The organism is Paenibacillus sp. MT124 (assembly GCF_058792755.1).
The window spans coordinates 377,182-397,795 of sequence record NZ_CM179500.1 but is presented as its reverse complement, the minus strand read 5'-3'; the positions used below and the strand labels follow the sequence as shown (position 1 = coordinate 397,795).

At 47.5% G+C, this 20,614-nt stretch carries 19 protein-coding genes; 7 read left to right on the top strand and 12 right to left on the bottom strand.

Features of this window, described 5'->3' with window-relative positions; all coding sequences use genetic code 11:
• Nucleotides 1-2: 2 nt before the first annotated feature.
• The 6 genes from AC3RCI_RS01955 to AC3RCI_RS01930 all read right to left on the bottom strand — a co-directional run bounded on the left by AC3RCI_RS01955 (nucleotide 3) and on the right by AC3RCI_RS01930 (nucleotide 7,106).
• Nucleotides 3-695: a beta/alpha barrel domain-containing protein gene (locus tag AC3RCI_RS01955; RefSeq protein ID WP_336783821.1), complete on the bottom strand. Its 693-nt coding sequence runs from the start codon at nucleotides 693-695 to the stop codon at nucleotides 3-5.
• A gap of 32 nt (nucleotides 696-727) precedes the next feature.
• Nucleotides 728-2,020 carry an ABC transporter substrate-binding protein gene (locus tag AC3RCI_RS01950; RefSeq protein WP_492527396.1) on the bottom strand — a complete coding sequence of 431 codons (1,293 nt, stop codon included), beginning with the start codon at nucleotides 2,018-2,020 and terminating at the stop codon, nucleotides 728-730.
• 130 nt (nucleotides 2,021-2,150) lie between these two features.
• Nucleotides 2,151-2,927: a response regulator transcription factor gene (locus tag AC3RCI_RS01945; RefSeq protein WP_127539104.1), complete on the bottom strand. Its 777-nt coding sequence runs from the start codon at nucleotides 2,925-2,927 to the stop codon at nucleotides 2,151-2,153.
• Nucleotides 2,920-4,752, bottom strand: coding sequence for a cache domain-containing sensor histidine kinase (locus tag AC3RCI_RS01940; protein WP_492527395.1), 1,833 nt, complete (start codon nucleotides 4,750-4,752; stop codon nucleotides 2,920-2,922). The genes AC3RCI_RS01945 and AC3RCI_RS01940 overlap by 8 nt, the downstream gene beginning before the upstream one ends.
• 298 nt (nucleotides 4,753-5,050) lie before the next feature.
• On the bottom strand, nucleotides 5,051-5,242 hold the full coding sequence (locus AC3RCI_RS01935; protein ID WP_127539102.1) for an aspartyl-phosphate phosphatase Spo0E family protein: 192 nt from the start codon (nucleotides 5,240-5,242) through the stop codon (nucleotides 5,051-5,053).
• A gap of 469 nt (nucleotides 5,243-5,711) precedes the next feature.
• A complete protein-coding gene (locus AC3RCI_RS01930) occupies nucleotides 5,712-7,106 on the bottom strand; it encodes a hypothetical protein (RefSeq protein ID WP_492527394.1) in 1,395 nt (464 codons plus the stop codon).
• 265 nt (nucleotides 7,107-7,371) lie between these two features.
• Between AC3RCI_RS01930 and AC3RCI_RS01925 the strand changes: the two genes are divergently transcribed.
• Nucleotides 7,372-8,496, top strand: coding sequence for an LLM class flavin-dependent oxidoreductase (locus tag AC3RCI_RS01925; RefSeq protein ID WP_492527393.1), 1,125 nt, complete (start codon nucleotides 7,372-7,374; stop codon nucleotides 8,494-8,496).
• Between the two features lie 83 nt (nucleotides 8,497-8,579).
• Here the strand turns inward: AC3RCI_RS01925 and AC3RCI_RS01920 are convergent, their stop codons facing one another.
• A complete protein-coding gene (locus tag AC3RCI_RS01920; RefSeq protein WP_492527392.1) occupies nucleotides 8,580-9,158 on the bottom strand; it encodes a TetR/AcrR family transcriptional regulator in 579 nt (192 codons plus the stop codon).
• Nucleotides 9,159-9,431: 273 nt separating this feature from the next.
• On the opposite strand from AC3RCI_RS01920, the gene AC3RCI_RS01915 reads away from it, so the two are divergent.
• The gene (locus AC3RCI_RS01915; protein WP_430199212.1) at nucleotides 9,432-10,640 is read left to right on the top strand and encodes an MFS transporter; all 1,209 of its coding nucleotides are present in this window, start codon (nucleotides 9,432-9,434) and stop codon (nucleotides 10,638-10,640) included.
• A 65-nt stretch (nucleotides 10,641-10,705) separates the two neighbouring features.
• Here the strand turns inward: AC3RCI_RS01915 and AC3RCI_RS01910 are convergent, their stop codons facing one another.
• The gene (locus tag AC3RCI_RS01910; protein WP_336783827.1) at nucleotides 10,706-11,758 is read right to left on the bottom strand and encodes an oxidoreductase; all 1,053 of its coding nucleotides are present in this window, start codon (nucleotides 11,756-11,758) and stop codon (nucleotides 10,706-10,708) included.
• 150 nt (nucleotides 11,759-11,908) lie between these two features.
• Between AC3RCI_RS01910 and AC3RCI_RS01905 the strand changes: the two genes are divergently transcribed.
• The gene (locus AC3RCI_RS01905; protein WP_336783829.1) at nucleotides 11,909-12,772 is read left to right on the top strand and encodes a LysR family transcriptional regulator; all 864 of its coding nucleotides are present in this window, start codon (nucleotides 11,909-11,911) and stop codon (nucleotides 12,770-12,772) included.
• A gap of 83 nt (nucleotides 12,773-12,855) precedes the next feature.
• Complete coding sequence (locus AC3RCI_RS01900; RefSeq protein ID WP_492527391.1) at nucleotides 12,856-14,277, top strand: erythromycin esterase family protein; 1,422 nt, start codon at nucleotides 12,856-12,858, stop codon at nucleotides 14,275-14,277.
• Between the two features lie 127 nt (nucleotides 14,278-14,404).
• Here the strand turns inward: AC3RCI_RS01900 and AC3RCI_RS01895 are convergent, their stop codons facing one another.
• From AC3RCI_RS01895 to AC3RCI_RS01885, 3 genes are all read right to left on the bottom strand, one after another.
• Nucleotides 14,405-15,511 carry a Glu/Leu/Phe/Val family dehydrogenase gene (locus tag AC3RCI_RS01895; RefSeq protein WP_492527390.1) on the bottom strand — a complete coding sequence of 369 codons (1,107 nt, stop codon included), beginning with the start codon at nucleotides 15,509-15,511 and terminating at the stop codon, nucleotides 14,405-14,407.
• Nucleotides 15,512-15,664: 153 nt separating this feature from the next.
• Entirely contained in the window at nucleotides 15,665-16,291 is a 627-nt protein-coding gene (cdaS, locus tag AC3RCI_RS01890; protein WP_336783835.1) for a sporulation-specific diadenylate cyclase CdaS, read from the bottom strand.
• 180 nt (nucleotides 16,292-16,471) lie between these two features.
• Nucleotides 16,472-18,043 (bottom strand): DUF6359 domain-containing protein, encoded by a 1,572-nt coding sequence (locus AC3RCI_RS01885; protein WP_492527389.1) that lies wholly within the window; start codon nucleotides 18,041-18,043, stop codon nucleotides 16,472-16,474.
• A gap of 168 nt (nucleotides 18,044-18,211) precedes the next feature.
• Between AC3RCI_RS01885 and AC3RCI_RS01880 the strand changes: the two genes are divergently transcribed.
• From AC3RCI_RS01880 to AC3RCI_RS01870, 3 genes are all read left to right on the top strand, one after another.
• On the top strand, nucleotides 18,212-18,508 hold the full coding sequence (locus AC3RCI_RS01880) for a hypothetical protein (protein ID WP_492527388.1): 297 nt from the start codon (nucleotides 18,212-18,214) through the stop codon (nucleotides 18,506-18,508).
• Between the two features lie 147 nt (nucleotides 18,509-18,655).
• A complete protein-coding gene (locus AC3RCI_RS01875; protein ID WP_164764295.1) occupies nucleotides 18,656-18,811 on the top strand; it encodes a hypothetical protein in 156 nt (51 codons plus the stop codon).
• 123 nt (nucleotides 18,812-18,934) lie between these two features.
• Nucleotides 18,935-19,483, top strand: coding sequence for a GNAT family N-acetyltransferase (locus tag AC3RCI_RS01870; protein ID WP_492527387.1), 549 nt, complete (start codon nucleotides 18,935-18,937; stop codon nucleotides 19,481-19,483).
• An 81-nt stretch (nucleotides 19,484-19,564) separates the two neighbouring features.
• Here the strand turns inward: AC3RCI_RS01870 and AC3RCI_RS01865 are convergent, their stop codons facing one another.
• The gene (locus AC3RCI_RS01865; protein ID WP_261780133.1) at nucleotides 19,565-20,338 is read right to left on the bottom strand and encodes a Crp/Fnr family transcriptional regulator; all 774 of its coding nucleotides are present in this window, start codon (nucleotides 20,336-20,338) and stop codon (nucleotides 19,565-19,567) included.
• Nucleotides 20,339-20,614: the final 276 nt, after the last annotated feature.

The window sequence follows — 20,614 nt, the reverse complement described above, 5'->3', positions numbered from 1 at the left end:
TTCTACTTCAGTTTGTCCATGGCATTGCGAAACCCGGTTACGGCTTTTCGCAGCTGTTCCTCCGTTTTACCTGTTACGACTGCTCCGATCATAATCGCCTTAACCCCGGTATCGTGCAGCACTTGCACATCTTCCTGCACCAGTCTCCTCTGGGAAGGGACCAACACCGGAAGCTCTGCTTGCATAACTAACCGGCGATACCGGAGGACATCTGAGAAGCTTAGCGATGTCCCATACTCTTCTCCAGGGACAATCGATGCCTCCAGCGCGGTAAAACCATAATGCTTTGCCTCCTTAACCAGGGAAGGGTCGTCGTGTTCATTGATGGCGAATGTTTTATCCAGACCGAGCTCACCCAGCATGAAGGATGGTAAATGGTGAGCATATATGGAATAGAAATCAAAACCCAATCCGGAAAGCCTCGCCACATCTTCCTGTTGCGTCCCATCAAGGGTACCCGACGGGACCACTCCAAGCGGACCGTTAAATTGGGATCGGATTTCACGGAAGTTTTCAATGTATTCATCCAGCGGACCAAAATGATTTCCACTGGCGCGGTGTCCGACATTGTAATGTACTTTTAGCGCGTCAGCCCCTTCTTCAATTGCTGCCCGGGCCAGTACTGCATCATTAGCGGGCAGGCTGACCACAAGCAGCATGTGTTGTCCATTCAGCGCTTCCTCCAATTTCCCCATACCCCTGCCTCCTGTCGATATGCTGTTATTTATTATTGCAGCAGCCATTGAATCTCTTCCTGCATCTGCTTCAGATTATCCTGAGGTGTGGCTGAGCGGGCGAATAATCGATCAAAACCCTGCAGCACTGCATTGTCGATATCCTGCCAGCGAATATGGCCCGGTATCAAGCGTGCTTTAGGCATTTCATCAATCACTGACTGAACAATATGTTCCTTGCTAGGATTATTCGGCTGATTAATGAAAACATCCGAATTCAGTACAGAGGTCCGCGGAGGGACAAAATAAGTTGCCGTGGCCTGAATTCCCTGCTCACTAGCAAAAAACTTCAGCAGTTTCTTTGCTTCTTCGGGATGTTTGCTGTCATTAAACATGGCATATCCAGCCTGACCCAGCATGGGCACACTGCCCTGAGATCCTGAAGGCATCGGGGCAATACTCCATTCGAAGTCCATAATCTCTCTTGCTTTGGACACATAGCTGTAGTTGTCGAAGAACATACCCACATTCCCGGCATCGAAGCTCACCTGCTCACCCGCCTTCGGGTGGGACTCATCGGTAAACATCATCCGTTCAAGCAATTCCAAGGTTTGCACACCATAAGGATCATTCCAGGTGAACTCTGTCATGGCCTCGTTGAATGGCCCGCTGCCATTGGACCAGGAATAGGAGGAAAGAACAGCCCAAGTCTTCCAATCGCGAAAAAAGTTGGCACCGTAGATTCGGTTTGTCGCATCCTTGCTGGCAATCGTCTTCGCTGTCTCTTCAAATCGTTCCCACGTCCATTGCCCTTGAGCGGCGAGCGTGTTGGGGTCTGTAAGTCCAGCCTTGTCGAATAGCGATTTGTTGTAGAACATGACGACTGGAGGGGTTGAGAACGGCAAGCCAAGCAGTTGATCACCATCCCGAAACAGATCCAGCGTACTTGGAATATAGTCATCCAATTTGAACTCTGCATCATCCTTGAATTCGGATACGTCTGCCAGAATGTGATTGGATTTGAATTGCGGAATCATCCGCTCGGAGACCCAGGCGATATCCGGTAGCGAGCCGCCGGCTGCAAGCACAGAGATTTTTTGCTGATATTCTGCAAAGGGTACGGACTCCATTGTCACCTTGATGCCCGGATTTTCCTGTGTGAAGCTATCAATCAACTTGTTATACACGTCCATGTGCGCCTGATTTCCCCACATCATGAACTTCAGTTCAATCTCTTCATCTCCTGCGGATGCATTTTCAGGATCACTTCCGGAATTGGAGCCTGCACAGCCAATTAATGCAACAATGATGAATACGAGCATAAACATCAGTCCTGCTTTTTTCATGGAAATCCCCCTCGTGGCTTAGTGATGTTCACGTGCAACCAAAGTATAGCGAAGGAATCAATGGTTCATAAATCACGCCAGCTATAGAAATGGTACGGTTTTTCAAGGATTTAGATGAAGGTCAAGTGTGCTACAGCTGCTCATCCGTACCGAATCGGTTCCGATATTCCCCTGCCGTCCAGCCCACCTGCTGTTTGAATACCAGCATGAAGTGTTTGGGACTCTGATGACCGGACAACCTCGCTACATCATAGATTTTCAGTTGGGTGTTAACCAATAGCCATTTGGCCCGCTCCATGCGCGCCTCAGCGATGTATTCCGAATAGGTTGTCCCCGTTTCATTTTTGAAGAGCTGGCTTAGATAGGTCGGGTTCAGATGGACAAGTGCCGCTATGGTCTGCAGACGCAGATCTCCATCAGGGTGAAGCCTAATATATTCCTTTACATCCCGAATGATCTTTCGCGTATCTCCACTGCTGCACTCGGGTTCCCCCGTTGTATCCAGGGTTTGGCTTGACGAAACGCCGTATCTCCGGTCCAGCAGCAGCTGAATTTTCTGAATGGCGGTCACCCACTCTTGGAGTTCCACCGGCTTCAGCAGGTAGTTCTGTACACCATACTCCATTGCTCTGCGTGCATACTCAAACTCGCCATAGCCGCTAATGATGATCATCAGCAGTTCGGGATACATTTCCCTTGCTTTGGATATCAGAGTCAATCCATCCATTTCCCGCATGCGAATATCTGTAATCAGCACATCAGGCACATCACTTCTCAAAAATTCAAGAGCCTCTCTTCCTCCAGAAGCTTCACCCATAACGCGAAACTCGGGAGCTGTCCGAATAATTAACTCCCGCAGCCCTTCGAGGATGACCCTCTCATCTTCCACAAGCAAAACTTTATACATGCACGTTATCCCCTTTCCCCTGCAGCGGTATAGTAATCGTGGCGGCTAGTCCCTGCCCGGGGCTTCCGTCAACGGTCAGACTGGCGCCTTGACCATAAATAAGGTGGAGTCGCTGTGCTATATTGGTAAGCCCTAATTGACCATCAGCGTTACAGCGCAGGAATTCACTTGAGGGAAGCTGGGAGAATGACTCGTTCCAATCGTCAATCTCTTCTTGGCGTAGACCTTTACCATTATCGCGAACGGTAAGCAGTAACTCTTGATCGAACTTCAAGGCCGATATCCAAATCATTCCCCCGTCCTCCTGCCCTTCCAATCCATGGTATACTGCGTTTTCCACGAGCGGCTGCAAAATCAGCTTGGGAATCAAACAGTCCTGAACCTCTTCTTCAACTTCAAAAATCACCTGCAGTCTTCCGTTATAACGCACCTGTTGAATGCGTACATAAGATTCTACAAAAGCCAACTCCTCCTGAAGGAGTACGATCCGATCCACCTTATCAATTGTGTATCGCAGCAGCTTGCCCAGCGCCGTCACCATGTTGGACACTTCTGTATGCTTCCTGCGGATGGCCATCATATTAATGGACTCCAGCGTATTGTATATAAAATGAGGATGGATCTGACTTTGCAGCGCTGACAGCTCTGCTTCCCGCTCTCGAATACCGAGTAGGAACACTTCGTTAAACAAGCGGTGAATCTCATCCATCATCCGGTTAAACCCCCGGCTGATCTGACCGAATTCATCACTGCCGAAGCTTGCCACACGCTGGGTAAAGTCACCCTGCTCCACGCGAATCATATTTTGCTTCAGGCTGATTAAAGGCCTTGTTACACGATAGGATATAAGAGCCGCCAGAATGGCTACACCCGCCATGCACAGAACAGCAAACCCAAACGTGAACGTAAGCATTTCACCTGATTCCTTTTGAATGACAGAAATGGGTGTAAGACTAATGACCGATAGCCCGGAATAATTCGAGTGATGCCGTACATACAGATAGGGGCTCCTGTCCAGTACCACCTTTTGATTTCCGGCATAACCTTGAAGCTGCTCATGCTGTAACAGTTGATTGTACGCGGATCGTCCACCAAGTGAAGTTCGCTCAAACACAAGACGCTGCTTGCTGTCGACAATCATGAGACTCGCATTTTCCTCAAAATTCAGATTGGATAACAGCTGGCGGAAGGCATCCAGCCGGATATCAATCAGAATATATCCAAGCCGTTTGAGGGTGCCTGGATCACGAATCTCTCGGGCAACGGAGATATAGGCTTCTTCATTCTTGCCTGTGTAATAACTTGGATGATGCGGAGGGAGCAGTCGCCATTCCCCCTCTGAGCCTCCAAGTTCTGCAAACCATTCATCCTGCCTACTGTCCCATACCGGCTTCACTGCCAAGGAATCCAGATTGGAGAACAGGATGCCACTGTTCGAGATCAGGTGGATGCCGCGAATCTCCGGGCGATCATAGGCTTGACCCGAAGTATAGAGCTTCATCTTCAAGTAATCGTCGGATCTTGCCCAGGTGGCTGTTCCCATTGGCGCGTTGTATTTCCCCAGAATACCCAGCACGGTCTGATCATAGAGCGGCAGGAGCGATATACGCTCGAAGTCCTTTAACAGCCGATTCAGATTCGTGTTAATCTGGCGGATGATATCAATGGTGAACTGCTCCGTTTTGCGGTCAATTGTCTGTGAGAAATGGTAATAGTTGACCAACCCCTGCAAACTCAGCGGAAGCAAAGTGAGAACCAAAAACAATACCAGCAGCTTGGTGCGCAGGTTCAAGTTTCTTTTTAAACAACCTTGTACTTTGACCATTCACGGATCCCTCCCACTCCTGTCATTTGAGAATCATCTTCGAAATTGCCAGATATAATTGGCGTTTATCATATCCAGTTTCAACGATGGCTGACTATCCTGCCAACATCGGGATTGGTATGGAATTTCAAGATGAAATCCTCACTACAAAGAAAACAAAAAAAAGCCGACTGTATTGCTCTACAGTCGACTATTTCTTTGAATGAATCCACTCAATAAGACGGGCAGTCAGTTTCCATTAAATGTCCAGTGGATGGTATAGCCCTTCGTCTTTTTTCAGACTAAAAAACCGACTGCATTATGCAATCGGCTGTCTGTTCATATATTGTTGTTTTCTATATTTGAAACGGTTATATTCATTGATCAGTTCGTCCAGTACCATGGATTGTTGAAGGACTTTGTTGTCTTGCATGCCATGATGCTCCGCCAAACGACTTAATTCTTGCCTGTTCCGTTCAATCTGGTCTACAACCTGACTTGGTCCTTTCATAGCATGCACCCCCTTCTTTATAGACCATTTTAGGATAGTTTGCCAAAAAATTCATATTTTATTCCTTTGCAAATCAAAAAGTTTATTTGCAGAGGGTATTCATTCATTACCAAGCATTTTGCAACAATTCAAGATATAGACTAAAGACTAACCAACTTCAGGTGTTTAACCGCATTCACATTCTACATCTTGTATAGAATTAAACGATTATTTTCACTTATGGATTTCTATTAACGGGCTCTTACCGGAAGATAACTATTAACATCTCTCAATTCCTATATTGATTCATATTAGAATACATTCACAAAAGAGCGTCCATTTCCTAAATTCGGAAAGAACGCTCGTCCACATTTTAACAACATCTATACACGAACCAAAGGCTTTTTAATATCCACCTGTACCGTGACTGGATACAGAACTTCTCATGGAATCCATAGGGTTAATCATACCCGTAATCAAAAGGATTGAACTAAACAGCATTAATACTAACGTGGCTTTTTTTAGCATATCGACCATAAACCTCCTTGATAAGATTTGAATAATTTAGCTTCACAGATTCAGTCGCTTGATGCCTGTATTCTTCGAATAAACCTACACAGTAAATGATTGTAGAGTCATCTTTGATTTTGTGAGCTGATGCCAAACAAGTCATTAGACTCCTAAATCCTTCTTCATATCTTTCCTTAGATAGCTGATAAAACGCTAATTCTGCCCAAAACTTGGTGTACCTATCATCTTTGACTTGAACAACATAGCTCGTTTCGTGATTGCCTTCCTCATATAAAAGATGAATATATAGATCAAACCTCCTGAGGGCGTGGTCTACATTCAAATTGTATAGATTTGCAGCTTCCATAACCTTAACCAACCCAAGAAGTGTTTCATTTTCGTCTTCATCGATAAAATCCAAATAGGAATTTAAGGCTTCGTAATCACCCAACATCAGTTTATAAAGGTAGGAATTAACTTCCGCCCAATCCTTAAATCTTTTAATAAATATTAGATCCTCTGCTGTAGGGTCATCAACAACAACATTGGAGTACAGCGTTGTAAGATTCAAAGCCTTTTCGTAATTTCCCCGCTCGCCCCACACATTAGACATCAATAAGTGCGCATAAGATCTATAGGTGAATAGAGGGTGCTTGGAAACTCTATGGTTATCTAAACCTTTTTTCTTCGTTTGATATTGTTCCAAAAATCCAACTCGCTGCTCTAGTTCAACAGCTAATTGAAATACCTTATCCCAGTGGCGCAATCCACTATATGTATTAGCCAATTCCCTGATTGCGTCCAGCTGTCGCTCTTCATCCAGCCGGTTAATATACGGCTCGAAGTGAACTGCGGCCCTGAGATTCTCATGCTGGTCCTGGCCCAGAGACAAGGTGAAGATGCGATAATGGCATAGTGCAAGACGTTCGGAGTGCTGGTACTTCTCACACTCGGCGACACATTCGTACAGCATTCGCGCAGCCTTCTTCTGATCACGTTCGAGCATATATTCCGCAAGTTCGAACAATTCAGACACATAGGAGCGGTCATCCGTCACTTGCTGAATTACCCTCTGTATGCAGTCCAGCTTATCCAACTCAGCGCAGCGTTGCAGGAACGGCTCCAGCCTTCTCCAGTGCGGTGCGGACTCCACAAAACATTCAGCACCATATATTTCGTAGAAGTGTCCCTCTTCCAGCTTCATGCCCTGGGTGATGAGGTCCAATTGAGCCATGGCGATCGGCCGTGTACCTTTGATAATTGCACTTAACGTTCCGGCGTTAACCCCCGATATATCAGCAAAGTATTGAAGGGTATACCCCTGTTTCCTGATGTAATCCTCAATATTTGAGCGTATCGTAGTTGTAGGTTCCATGTCTCCCACCTCCACAATGAAAATCCAGAAATTTGAATTTCTATGATAAGTACAATTTTAATCCTAAATTTTACAGCGGTCAATAAAAATCGTGGCAATTTCCTGCACATTTAGACATTTATATTGAATATATTTCGTCTTATAGAAAAAATCCATTAGAAGAATCGAAACGGACATGTTACAGTAAGTTCAATTCATAATATCCTACTATTTCCATAGGATTAAACAACACAGACTGGCCAATCCAGTTCAAGGAGAAGTTCAGATGAAATTTGCCTTGTTTAGCCTCATGATGAACCTGACTAATGCGGTCACTGGCGAAGCACTCACGACACAGCAGAAATTCCACAACATTCTGGAGCAAGCCAGACTGGCCGAGCGTTTGGGTTTCGATGCGTACGGGATTGGTGAGCGGCACGGGGCACCATTTCTGTCCTCTTCACCTCCAGTTGTATTGACTGCTATAGCTGCAGCTACCTCACGTATCCGGTTGCTTACCACAGTCACTGTTCTAAGCGTACTGGATCCGGTGCGGGTTGCAGAGGATTATGCAACGCTGGATCAGTTATCTGGTGGACGGCTAGAGATGATCATCGGGAAAGGCAATGACCCCCGGCACTATCCGCTGTTTGGCATTCGTGAAGAGGAACAGTGGGTTTCCCTTGCTGAACGTTATGAATTGCTGAAGCGCCTGTGGACGGAGGAGAACGTATCCTGGCAGGGCACGTATCGGCCTCCCCTTCATGAGGTTACCACTTGGCCGAGACCACTTCAGCAATCCATACCAATCTGGCATGGCAGCGCGTCGAGTACACTCTCTACTGAACTGGCAGCGAAATATGGCGAGCCGCTCTTCACTTCGAATTCTTTTCATCCCCAGGCTAAATACAAAGCATTGATTGACCATTACCTTGAACGCCTCGATTATTATGGTCATGATGCAAGCCGCGCGGTGATCGGATCGGGAGCAGGCAGCCTGTATCTTGCAGATACTCGTGAGGAGGCGATTCGTCGCTACACACCTTACTATAATGCTTTTCATGCTACCGCCGCCGCACAGCATAACCAGTCATCCTTCACAGATCTGGAAGATAACATTGCACGTGGCCCCGTACTTATTGGTAGTCCGGAACAGGTCATTGAAAAAATCATGAATTACCATGCCGCGTTTGGACATCAGGTACTGAGCATTAGTGTGGATGGACTCAGTCATAGTGAGCAGCTGGAGCAAGTGGAGCGCTTTGCCCAAGACGTAGCACCTCTATTGCGACGAGAATTGCCGAGTGTGGTATGGAACGATCCCCCCGTTTTAAGTCAGCAATCTCCTTCCTCTGCCTCCGGCCCTTCTGCTTCTTGGCCCTCGGCCATCTCTCCCCTGTTTCAGGTATGACGCAGCCTCGCCAGATACGCCTTCATACAGGGTGATTCATGAGAATCGCCCTGCTCCCCTTCGGTTCCGCTCTTTCTCTCCGCTTAATCGGACTTCATCCCTGCAAATAGTGAATTCAATAGTCGCTGTACAAACTCAGGATCCATTGGCTCCCCCGTCACTAACATGCGATAGAACACCGGCCCATAGATCATGTCGATACACAAACCGATATCCAGGTCACTCTTTAATTCGCCCCGCGTTACTCCCTTTTCAATAATTCCCCAAGCTTCACGCCGACGAGGCTGAATATATCTGGTCCGGTATTCTACCGCAAGACCTGGATCTGACTGCCCTTCTCCGATAATCTCTGTAATGGCCTTTCCGTCCTGGCTGGTCAAAAACTGAATCATATTACTCGCATGAATACGTACATCCTCAAATACCGACCCTGTATCCGGGACAGGTAATCTTGCTGTCATGGCCGACATGTATCCATCCATGATGACAGCCCCTTTATTGGGCCACCATTTATATATGGTTGCTTTGCTCACTTGCGCTCGCTCAGCTATCTTTTCAACCGTAATCGCGGCAAAGCCGTGATCCAGCAATAACTCATAGGCAGCTGCCAGAATGGCATTCTGGGTTTCCATGTTGCGGGGACGCCCTCTTTTGGCTGTCATTTAAACCAACCCCTCCTTGTTTCTAACCATACATTTCATTTCTATTTTCTTAAAAACGATACGTTCATTATACTAAATTGCCCTCCATATAAACAATTTGACCCTTCGACAATGCTGATTATCTCAAATAATTCCTTCATGCCTATTTACAATACTAAACGTTTAGTTTATTATATGTTTGTAATTAGTGAACGAACTGTTTAGAAAATGATGATTCCAGCTGTATTGGCTCATACTGAGTAGTCATTTAATACCATGTGGAGGATGATAATCATGAACATGAAAAACGATGTGCAAGCAAGACAGGTTCCCCGTTGGCTGGTTTTCCTTTTGGCTGCGGCATGCGGACTCATTGTGGCTAATCTGTACTACGCACAGACCGTAATCGGGCCGATCAGTGATTCGACAGGATTGTCGTCAGCTGCCGCAGGATTAATCGTAACGTTAACACAAATTGGATATGTCATCGGACTGCTGTTTATCGTACCGCTCAGTGACATTATGGAGAATCGGCGGCTCGTAACTTCCTTTCTGGTATTACTGGTCGTTGCCTTGGCTGCAGCAGCGCTCTCCACTCATGCTGTATTATTTCTAACATCCTCTCTGGTTATCGGTGTAGGTTCTGTGGTTGCCCAGATTCTCGTACCCTACGCGACTTACCTTACTTCGGAAGAACAGCGCGGGCAGGTCGTAGGCAATGTCATGAGCGGCCTTCTTCTTGGCATCATGCTGGCTCGCCCGGTGGCAAGCTTCATTACGGATGCTTTTGGTTGGCAGGCTGTCTTTATCTTCTCCGCTATCGTTATTACACTGCTCGCTCTGCTATTATCACGCGCTCTTCCTGTACGCAAGCCTCAGCCTGCAATGAAATATGGTCAGCTCATTGTTTCACTGGGTACCCTGTTTAAAACTCTGCCCATGCTGCGCCGCCGGGCGCTGTATCAGGCCAGCTTGTTTGGTGCCTTCAGTCTCTTCTGGACCACTGTACCCCTGCGGCTGGCGAATGATTTTGGCATGACCCAGCAAGGCATTGCCTGGTTTGCCCTAGCCGGGGTGGGCGGGGCCATTGCGGCTCCTATCGCGGGCAGATGGGCAGACAAAGGCTTGACCCGGATATTGACCGGTCTCGCCATGGTGATTGCTGTTTTATCCTTCGGCCTTGCGTACGTGTTTCAGGGACATTCGACTGCTGAGCTGGTTCTGCTGGTCATTGTTGCCATTACGCTCGACATGGCAGTCTCGGGCAATCTCGTTCTGGGACAGCGCGTCATCTACTCCCTTGCTGGTGAAGCGAGAGGGCGGGTGAACGGAATCTTCATGTCGATCTTCTTTATTGGAGGTGCCATTGGTTCCTCTATTGGAAGCTGGTCTTACGCATCAGGTGGCTGGAGTCTGACGACACTGATCGGCCTGATCATGCCGCTGCTGGCCCTCGGTTACTATTTCACTGAAAAGAAACCCGGCATTGTCAGCAACTCATAACTGCATCCCGTGACAACAGGAAAGAGGGCAGCCTAATCTCCGGATTAGAGCTGCCCCCTTTTTTTTCAGACCAAAATAGGCAAATGCTTGGTCACATCGTACTCGACTAACGGCTCACCTGTGCGCAATCTGTGCACAAGATCGGGATTAGCAATATAAGGCCGACCGAAGGCAGCAAGATTAATGACTCCATCATTCAGACCTTCTTCTGCCATGTGAATATCGAGATCTCCCACTCCAATAATGGTGTGCTCCCACTGTTCCCTGATCATCTCATGAAAGGTCTTCTCTCCCGCCCAGACTCTTGTATATTGATCTGTTGAAGGATGAAGAATCGTAATACCGGTCTCACGGAACAGGTTAAGATAAGCATTAATCATGCCAGCCTTATCTGTCCATACATAGGAAGGGTCATCATCCTTCTTCTCGGAAAATCGGATTGATATGCGATCCACGCTGATTTCTTTTTCTACTGCCAGGATGATTTCTCTCAAAAAACGTAATCTCCCCTGAATCCCTCCTCCATATTCGTCCGTTCTTTGATTCGTTTTCTCATTGATGAACTGATCAATTAAATACCCATGAGCTGCATGCAGCTCAATTCCATCGAATCCGGCCAACACTGCATGACGGGCAGCGATCTGAAAATGATGAATTGTACTCTGAATATCCTGTGTGCGCATCGTTTCAGGAATCTGATATGGCTTGTGCAACTTATGCACCTTCCCCTCAGCCTGAATACTTGAAGGCGCCTGCGGTGTTCTTCCAATGAGGTCAGAGTGGGACAATCTACCGACATGCCAGAGTTGGGCAATGACCGTCCCGCCCTGTCTGTGAACGGCCTCAGTTACCTTTTGCCATGAGATCGCTTGCTCTTCCGTATACAAACCGGGTATGCCATACGTTCCTTTTCCAGCCAGACTGGGGTTAATCCCTTCCGTAATAATCAGACCTGCACCATCTCGTGCACGTTGCTCATAATAGGCCACCATCTCCTCTGTCACCGTACCATCCGCATCATTCGCAAATCCTCTTGTTAACGGCGCCATCACAATACGATTTCTTAGCTCCCACTGATTGATCTTAACCGGATTGAGTAAATTAAAAAGATTATTCATGCCATCCCTTCTCTCATCGTGATTAAGGATATTGTAGGCCGGCTCAGACATATCGTAAAATGATTAAAATATATAGAAGTATCACTACGAGAGATATCTCATGTCCATTTATTTATATTTGAAGAGATTCCACAATCAGGAGGAAAACCCATGGAATTATCCGATATCGATATCATTCTAGCCGTCGGACGGTCAGGTAAAATCTCGCAAGCCGCCAAAGAACTGAACTATGCCCAGTCTAATGTCACTACACGCATCAAAAAGCTGGAGCAAGAGTATGAGGTACAACTATTCAACCGATTCCACAAGGGTGTGGTGCCCACAGCCAAAGGAGAACAGTTTATTAAATATGCTGAACGTATTCACAATCTGCTGCACGACCTGGAAGAGGATATGAAGGATATTGGGGAACCATCCGGTACATTAAAAATCGGTATCGTGGAGACGGCTGCTTCAAGCCGCTTCATGGAAATTCTGAACGAATACCAAATTGCACATCCAAAGGTATCCATCTCGCTAGTGAACGCCACCGCTCCAAAAGTGCTTCGCCACAAAATACAGACGAATGAAATTGATGGCGCGTTTATCAGTGGTGCCTGTGTTAAAGAAGGGTTAAGAGTGGAATATGAAATGCAAGACACTGTGCACATTATTTCTAAACGAACGGAGACACCCATTGAGAGCCTGTGCCAGGTCTCTTGGGTAGTGTTCCCTCAGGGCTGCCCCTACCGTGAAATTACGGAAATGTTCTTAGAGGAAGAAGGGTTATCTGCCCGCAATATGATTGAAGTCAGTACGATGGAGAACTTGCTCAGCTGTGTAGAATCCGGCATTGCATACACGATTATGCCCTGCAGCGTGATCCATAAGAAACCGGATGCGTACACTGTACATGATCTAGCTGAGCAGTTTACCCATACCACAACTACCTTTGTACGCGGGGAGGGACGGTATGTCAGTACCGCATTGGATGAATTCATAAAGCTGCTGAATCAGAAATGCATTACATTCTAAGATCCGCGTTATACTTTCTTTAGAATTAACCAGTATCCTTGCGTTATGGATTCAACACAACATTCATATGGAGGATATATATCATGAACCTGAAACATCGTTTTATTCAAAAAACAGCCGTACTCGGCATGGCTGTTGCCATGATTGCTGGCTCCGCTTCGGCAGGAGCCTCACCTATAGCTAAGGAGCAATGGGTGCAGGAGCATGCCCATGAGATCACATCCCTGACCTCGGACAACTACAGTGACCTTGCCTTTCTGAAGCCATTGCTGCAGGACAAGAAAGTAGTTAGCCTGGGAGAGAACTTTCACCGGGTTGCTGAATACAGTGCCATCAAAACGCGCATGATCAAATTTTTGCATGAAGAACTCGGCTATGATGTCATAGCCTTCGAATCCGGCATGGGGGATGCAGCCGTTGCCTATGAACAAGGAGCAAATCTGACGCCTGCCCAGATGATGGAGCTGTCCATTTTTCCGATCTGGCACTCGCAGGAGACACTTGGCCTCTACGAATACATTCAGGAGCAGAGCACGACGGATCATCCACTGATTCTGGCAGGATATGATATGCAGTTTACAACCGGGTACTTAACCCAATTTATCAGTGACTGGATTGGCAGTCTGGATCCTGCCAGAGGCAAGCAGTTCTATGCGTTTGAGATGCAGGGCATCACGGATTTGTATGCCGTCCTCAACAAATATGGTATCGACAGCGACAACAATCCCGAATTCAAGGCGGCCATCCATCAAGTGAAGGATGCATATGCCCCGCAGTACGAGGAATTGGTTCAATGGATCACCGAGCATAAGCAGGAGCTCGTGAAGTCATTCCCGGACAACCCGAAACTGGCTGACATGATGATCCGTGTGCTGAAGGACCGGAGCAAATTTATCGAGATGGCTGCCTACGACACTCGGGAGAGTTACGAATTCCGCGACCGTGCCATGGCCGATAATCTGGAGTGGCTGATGGACGTCATGTATCCAGGTAAAAAATTCATTCTTTGGGCTCACAATGACCATCTCGCCAAGAGCACATCGACCATTCTTAATCCCCCAATCGGAGAAAGTAACGGGAACTCCGGATTGTGGCAATCCAGCTTCAAAAGCATGGGCGAAATGATGCATGAGAAGCTGCAGGATGACATGTATGTGATCGGGCTTTATATGAATGAAGGACAAGCGAGCGAGATTTCCACAGGCCAAACGTTTGATATCTCTCCGATGCCTCGCGGCAGTCTGGAGTATACCTTAATGAAATCCGGCTACCGTAATACATACATTGATCTCTCCGAAGCCAAAGACGCTACAGGTGCTGCAGCCTGGTTGTCCCGCTCGGTCTTTGCAGCAGAGGATGGCATGGTGGATGAAGTCATTCATCCGATGACGATGAACTTCATTCCGACTGAACAATATGATGGCATTCTGTTAATCGACAAAGTCAAAGCACCAACGACCACCTACAAAGGCGGCTTCAAGGATCAATTGCAGCAGCAAGAGTAAACCAATACGCTGTAACAGGGTAACATATCAAAAAAAGAGGCAGATATTCCTTTCGGGAATACCTGCCTCCTTGGCGATCTTTTTTAACTCATTCCACATGTATGAATCTCATAGGTTCCTTCTGGACTTACCCACGTAGTCGGCGGGCACTCAGTGCGTGATGACCTTGCTGCAGGAAGGTGCTGCGTGTATTCTTCATCAGCTCAATTCGGCGTTCAGCCAAACGGTCTGCGGCAATATACGTTGCAATGCCTTCGGTACGGGAGGTTTCGAAAATTTTCTCCAAACTGGTGTAAATTTCTCCGATCTTGCTCCACGCACGCTCCGAGTTATAACCATTCAATTCGTCTGCGATGTTGATGACTCCGCCTGCATTAATAACATAATCCGGAGCATAAACGATACCTCTCTCATGCAAAATGTCACCATGACGTGGTTCCAGCAGCTGGTTGTTGGCGCAGCCTGCAACCACCTTGGCTTTGAGCGTTTTGAGTGTATCGTCATTAATCGTTCCGCCCAGTGCACATGGTGCATAGATGTCACATTCAACCCCGGTAATTTCCCCCGGATCAACAGCCGTTGCCCCGAAGCGATCCACTGCTTGCTTCACGGAATCCTTGTGAATATCCGTCACAATCAGGCGGGCACCTTCTTCGTACAAATACTTGCACAGACTCATGGCTACGTTGCCGACACCTTGAACGGCAACGGTTTTGCCTTCCAGCAGATCCGTACCAAAGGCCTCTTTTGCCGCTGCCTTCATCCCCCGGTACACTCCCCAGGCCGTAGCAGGAGATGGGTTCCCGGACGACCCATAGCTTGGCGATATGCCTGTTACATAATCCGTCTCCTGATAGATCAGGTTCATGTCTTCCTCCGAAGTCCCCACGTCTTCTGCAGTTACATAACGCCCATTTAGACCTTGAATGTACCTGCCGAATGCACGGAACATCGCTTCGTTCTTGTCGTGGCGCGGGTCGCCGATAATCACAGCTTTACCGCCGCCAAGATTCAAGCCGGATACGGCATTTTTATATGTCATCCCCCGTGAAAGGCGCAGTGCGTCCTCAATAGCAGCATCTTCAGAAGCATACGTCCACATCCGAGTACCGCCGAGTGCAGGGCCGAGTGTTGTATCGTGAATGGCGATGATCGCCTTTAACCCGGAAGCTTTGTCCTGACAAAGGACAAGTTCCTCATAATCATGCTGCTCCATTACTTCAAACCAACTCATGTTTAACCGTCTCCTCCAACCATTTTTACGAGTAATTCACAAGGCTTCTGTATCTTTGCCATCCTCTATTGTACCTAGATCATCTCAGAATGTGCAAAATCACATTACGATGTAAGATGAACACGAAGCTAGGAAGCCTCCTATCGCCTATCGTTAATGAATGGTCTCAACGACATTAATGGGATGCAAATCCCCGTCTACGGCAAAAGATGCTTGTCCCGTTTCTTCGGAAACAACCAGTACAACAGCATCTGTCAATTCACTTAGCCCCAGTGCGGCACGGTGGCGTGTTCCCATTTTACGCTCCCCTGCTGCAGCCTGGGACAGTGGGAGCACATTGCCTGCGGAGACGATCTGGTTGCCGCGGATCAGAACTGCCCCGTCATGCAGTGGTGCACCGGGGATAAACAAGGATTCAAGCAGCGCATGGGTCACTCGCGCATCCACAGCAACACCCGAATGAATGATAGGTTCCAGAGGAATTTCACGTTCAATAACGATAAGAGCACCATATCTGCGATCAGACAGATGCTGTACGCTTGCCGTCAGCTCAGCGAATTTTTCGGTGAAGGGAGACAGGTAACAATCCAGATAAAAGGAAGAGGCGAGCACCTCAATCTGCTTGATCTCGGTACGAATCTCAGCGAATTGTGCGAGCAGACAGACACTGTCATTGTCAAAACGGGTTAATGTCCGATTCATGCGATCCGCTACACGATGCAAATCTTCCTTCAGCCTCTGTCTCATGGACGAACTGTCACAGTCTGCTTGCCGGGTCATTATTTACCGCCTCTCCTTCTGGATTGATGCCAACATAGTTAACCTATACGTTTCCCGCGGTACGATTCATTTATACCGATCAGACCCTTGCCTTGTTTCAGCAAATAGAAAAAGCCTGTTTGCAACGTTAGCGTCACAAACAGGCTCCAGTACAGCTAAGCAGCTCGCTAAGATTCTACCTTAAGGTGTAACGGCGCCATAAGAACCATTCTTGAACGTCGTTGGATCGTACCATTTATATCCTGCAGCCGGAACAGCCCATGGCTCAAGCTGTGGTTCTGTGGAGTTAGCCGGGGTTTCAATGGAAAGCAGGCTCGTCGGTGTGTCCAATGTCAGGCCAGATACCTGCGACAGACTCGTATAGCTTTCTTTTACCGCAAGCCATTTTACGGTGTTGACCAGGAACGTGCCATCGTTCACTTCCTTGAATCCGTCATAGGTTTTCTTGGAGGCTCCCGTTTCTTCTCGCAAATATTTCGGCGTCGCATCTTCCACAGGTGAGGAATCTCCGATAAATGCGGCTTTGCCTGCGCCTACCTTGGCAATGGCTGCATATGCGCCTTCAGCACGTCCGCCGCCATTGTACACGCCCTGATCCACGGCGTTGCCCCATTTGGATACACCGCTTGGGACATAAACCAATCCCTTGGCTTTGTTCGGATCAATAATGGCCAAGGTAGATCCGGCATGCATCGCCACCGCATTTACACCACTTGTAATTCCGAATGACTGTGATGGAGCCACAATATCGGTGGCATTGACGTCACCCAGTGCATTGTAGCGGAAACGGATGCCGAAGTTGCTTGCCAGCCAGTCAGAGCTCGTAACTCCCTGCATCGCTGGAGACTCGGCTTCTGCCGAGGACATGCCTTTGGCCGGGTTCAGGAACGCTCCACGGCGGTATCCATTAAACACCTCGGAGGAATCCCAGCGGTTTTTGTTTCGGTCTGCATTATAGTGATCGGAGATGAAAAAGACGCTGCCACCGTTCTGTACGTATTGCAGCAGGGCAGCCTGCTCCGTTGCTTTAAACGGCACGTTGGCTTCGCCAATGACGAAGACATCATAATCTTTTAATGCATTGTAGGTGATGGCCTGCTCACCAAAAGTATACGGGATGCTGCGCTCAAGCTGATCCACGGCAAAGCCTGCGTTTCTAAGCCCGTTCGCGAAGTCTGAAAATGCCCCATCAATGATCCAGTCCGCTGCCCCAGCGGTTTGGGCATGGGTATTATCGAACAAAACCTTCTTGCCTGTACCATCAAGCAGTGTCGTCCCTGGGCCCGGTTCTGGGTCAGGATTGGTTGTTCCGGTAGAGAGTGTAATTGAGGTTGGGTTTTTGAGTCCTGCATAGCTGTTATATGCACCAAGTGTTCCGGTTACGATGACCTTTTTGCCTACAAGGCTCGGATTGGAAGCAAGTCCATACTGTGAGCGGAAGGAAGAGGAAACTTGTACGTCCAGCAATTTTGCGTTGGCCTTCTCTGACGGAGAATCCGCAATCAGGAAGTTAAAATCATTGGCGTAAGGAGATGTAAACTTGGCTGTGAGTGAGCCGGTAGCATGTCCAACAATATAACCCTCTACCGTCGCCGTTCCTCCACCACTCTGAGCAGCTATAGCCTGCGATACAGTAAGCGGTGCTGCCGCAGCCTGTGCCGAACCCTGTGAACCTGGCCCGAGCAGTGCTGTTGCCGTCAGAATGAAAATTAGGAATGCTCCGATCCAGTGCTGCCATAACGCCTTCTTCATGTTCTCCTTCTCCTCCTCGGATTTACCTTTTAATGGGTTGTCCACTTTAATTTAATCCTTCACATGATGAATTCCTCTTTGTTTATGTAAAATTTTTGAAAAAAGTTTGCTCCGTTGCGCAACTGCCCATACTGTTTACCAAAAGCATGATAAAGGAGAACATGTACCATGAGATTTCTATTTTTGCTGCTTCTAATCATTGTCCCGCTCGTGATGGTCTTTCTAGCTCTTCGTTCCCGAACGGTCATAAAGTGTTTTCATGCCCTGGCTCTTATATGTTTCTATAGTGCTGCCACGGTCATTGCCGGAGATGTGTATGCCACCAATGCACATATGACCACATTTACAACCGAAATTCATCATTTTCTGCTGAATGGCTGGTTCCTCTATCCATCGGCCTATTTAGGCGCATACATTCCGTTTTTGTTATGGATAAGTCTTTTTTCGAAAAAAAATAGTAATTAATCTGTTTCTCAACATTGCTTTTTCGCTGTGTTCGTAGCATAATACATGTATACGTGATAATGATTATCATTCTTGAGGTTGTCTCTTATTCACAATTGAACTTTACATGAATTATCGATCATATAGCTAAAGGGGAACGAACATCAAATGAATACAACACTGCAAAAGACTTCACTGCAGCTTGACGATTATCTGGATCTTCTGAACCTGGCCATCACCTTGGGTGATACGAAGTGGCAGAAGGAAATCGTCCGCAAATTGGCTTATACTTATCCATCGGTTCCATGCAAACAACCACAATAACACCTTTTCGATAACTCATGAGGGATTCAGATCTGAATCTGCTTCATGAGTTATTTTTTTGTTTTAATAATCCAATCGATACAGGTAAAATGAACTTAATTATCGCCCAAGGGAGTGAATGGCATGCTCGCAGAGACAGAACGACTGATTTTACGAGAGATCGGCTTAGACGACTGGGAAAGCATACATACGTACACCATCTCACCTGAAGTAACTAAGTACACAGCTTGGGGGCCCAACACAGAACAGGATACAACTGCGTACATCGAACAGGTTCTGCAATCGCAACAGGAACAGCCTAGATCTCAATTCGATCTTGCTGTCTGCCTGAAAACAGATGGAACACTGGTTGGCAGCGTTGGCATATACACGGAGGGCACCAATGCGGAGATGGGTTATGTGATGAATCCACAGTATCAGGGAAGAGGCTATGCCGCTGAGGCAAGCCAGGCGCTGCTGGGTTTGGGCTTCAACACCCTCGGTGTACATCGGATCTACGCCAAATGCCGGCCGAATAACAAGGCATCGGAGCGAGTTATGCAGAAGATCGGCATGGAGTACGAAGGACTGATGCGGGAGCATTGGTTTTACAAGGGAGCATTTCACGATTCGTTGGTCTATTCGATCCTCGCCAGGGAATATGCTCAACTCCAAAAAGCTGATATCGGTTAATACCAATATCAGCTTTTTTCATCTCCGTAACGACCCCAATCGCCAGTGAAGATTGATCTGTGATCCATGACTATGGTGTGACTAAAGGCGGCATAACTCTACTGGACAGCTCGGAAACGTAGGACACCCACACATGCAGCGCAATGCGGCTAGATCGCGAATCATCAGTTTGCCATCCAGTGTGTCCAGTGTCCCTTGTTCTTTCCAGGCCCCCAGCATCCGTGTAACACTCTCCCGAGTAGCTCCAATCATCTCCGCAAGCTCCGTATGGTTCAGCTTCATCTCAAGTACGATCCCCTCAGGAGTGATTTTGCCATACGAGTTGCTGGCACGGATCAGTGTCGAAGCCAAAGCCCCAGCCTTGCCATAGAGCAGCAGATCCCGGAAACGCGATTGGGTAATCCGCTGTGAAAGTGCCATCCATTGCAGGAATTTCAAGGCAAGGTCCCCATGTTTGCTAAGCACGCTTTCCAGATCACTGAGCGAGATGATCGCGAGTTCGCCTTTCTCCGTCATCTCTGCACTGTAGCTGTGATTCTGGCCGCCAATGCCACCAAATTCCCCGATCAGGTCCCCTTTTTGCTGAATCGACAAAATGATTTCCTTGCCATCTTCCGTCGATTTGGTCATTTTCACGCGTCCCGAACGAATGTAGTACAGATATCCGGCTTCATCGCCTTCCAGAAAGAGACTATACCCCGACTTCACCCGTTTGGGCTGCATTTTTTCCTCAATCCAGGCCCACTGTTCAGCTGTTACGAACGAAAGTATTCCACCTGTCTCTCGTGTCATTTTGCTTCCCTCCGTTTTACGTTCTGTCGCTTGGGTTGTTCTTTCTGTAAATATCGTACCCATCACTTTCGTCCCCCTCGTGTTTCCTTATGAATCTATCTTATCGCGAAACCGGCGTGAACGTTATCGGGGGATTACCTGAACCTGGCTGAGAAATTCCCTGAATTTTCTGTGAGAAAAGTCACATCCTATGAAGTCATACGCATGTTGTGATAGGGTAGAGTTCTTGCTGTGTACGGATTGAGGCCTTACGTTAATCAAGATCAGTATTCTGCAGAACCGAAATAGGGGGATTCCCTGAATTACAACTCAGACGAATGGGACTACAATAGAACTAAC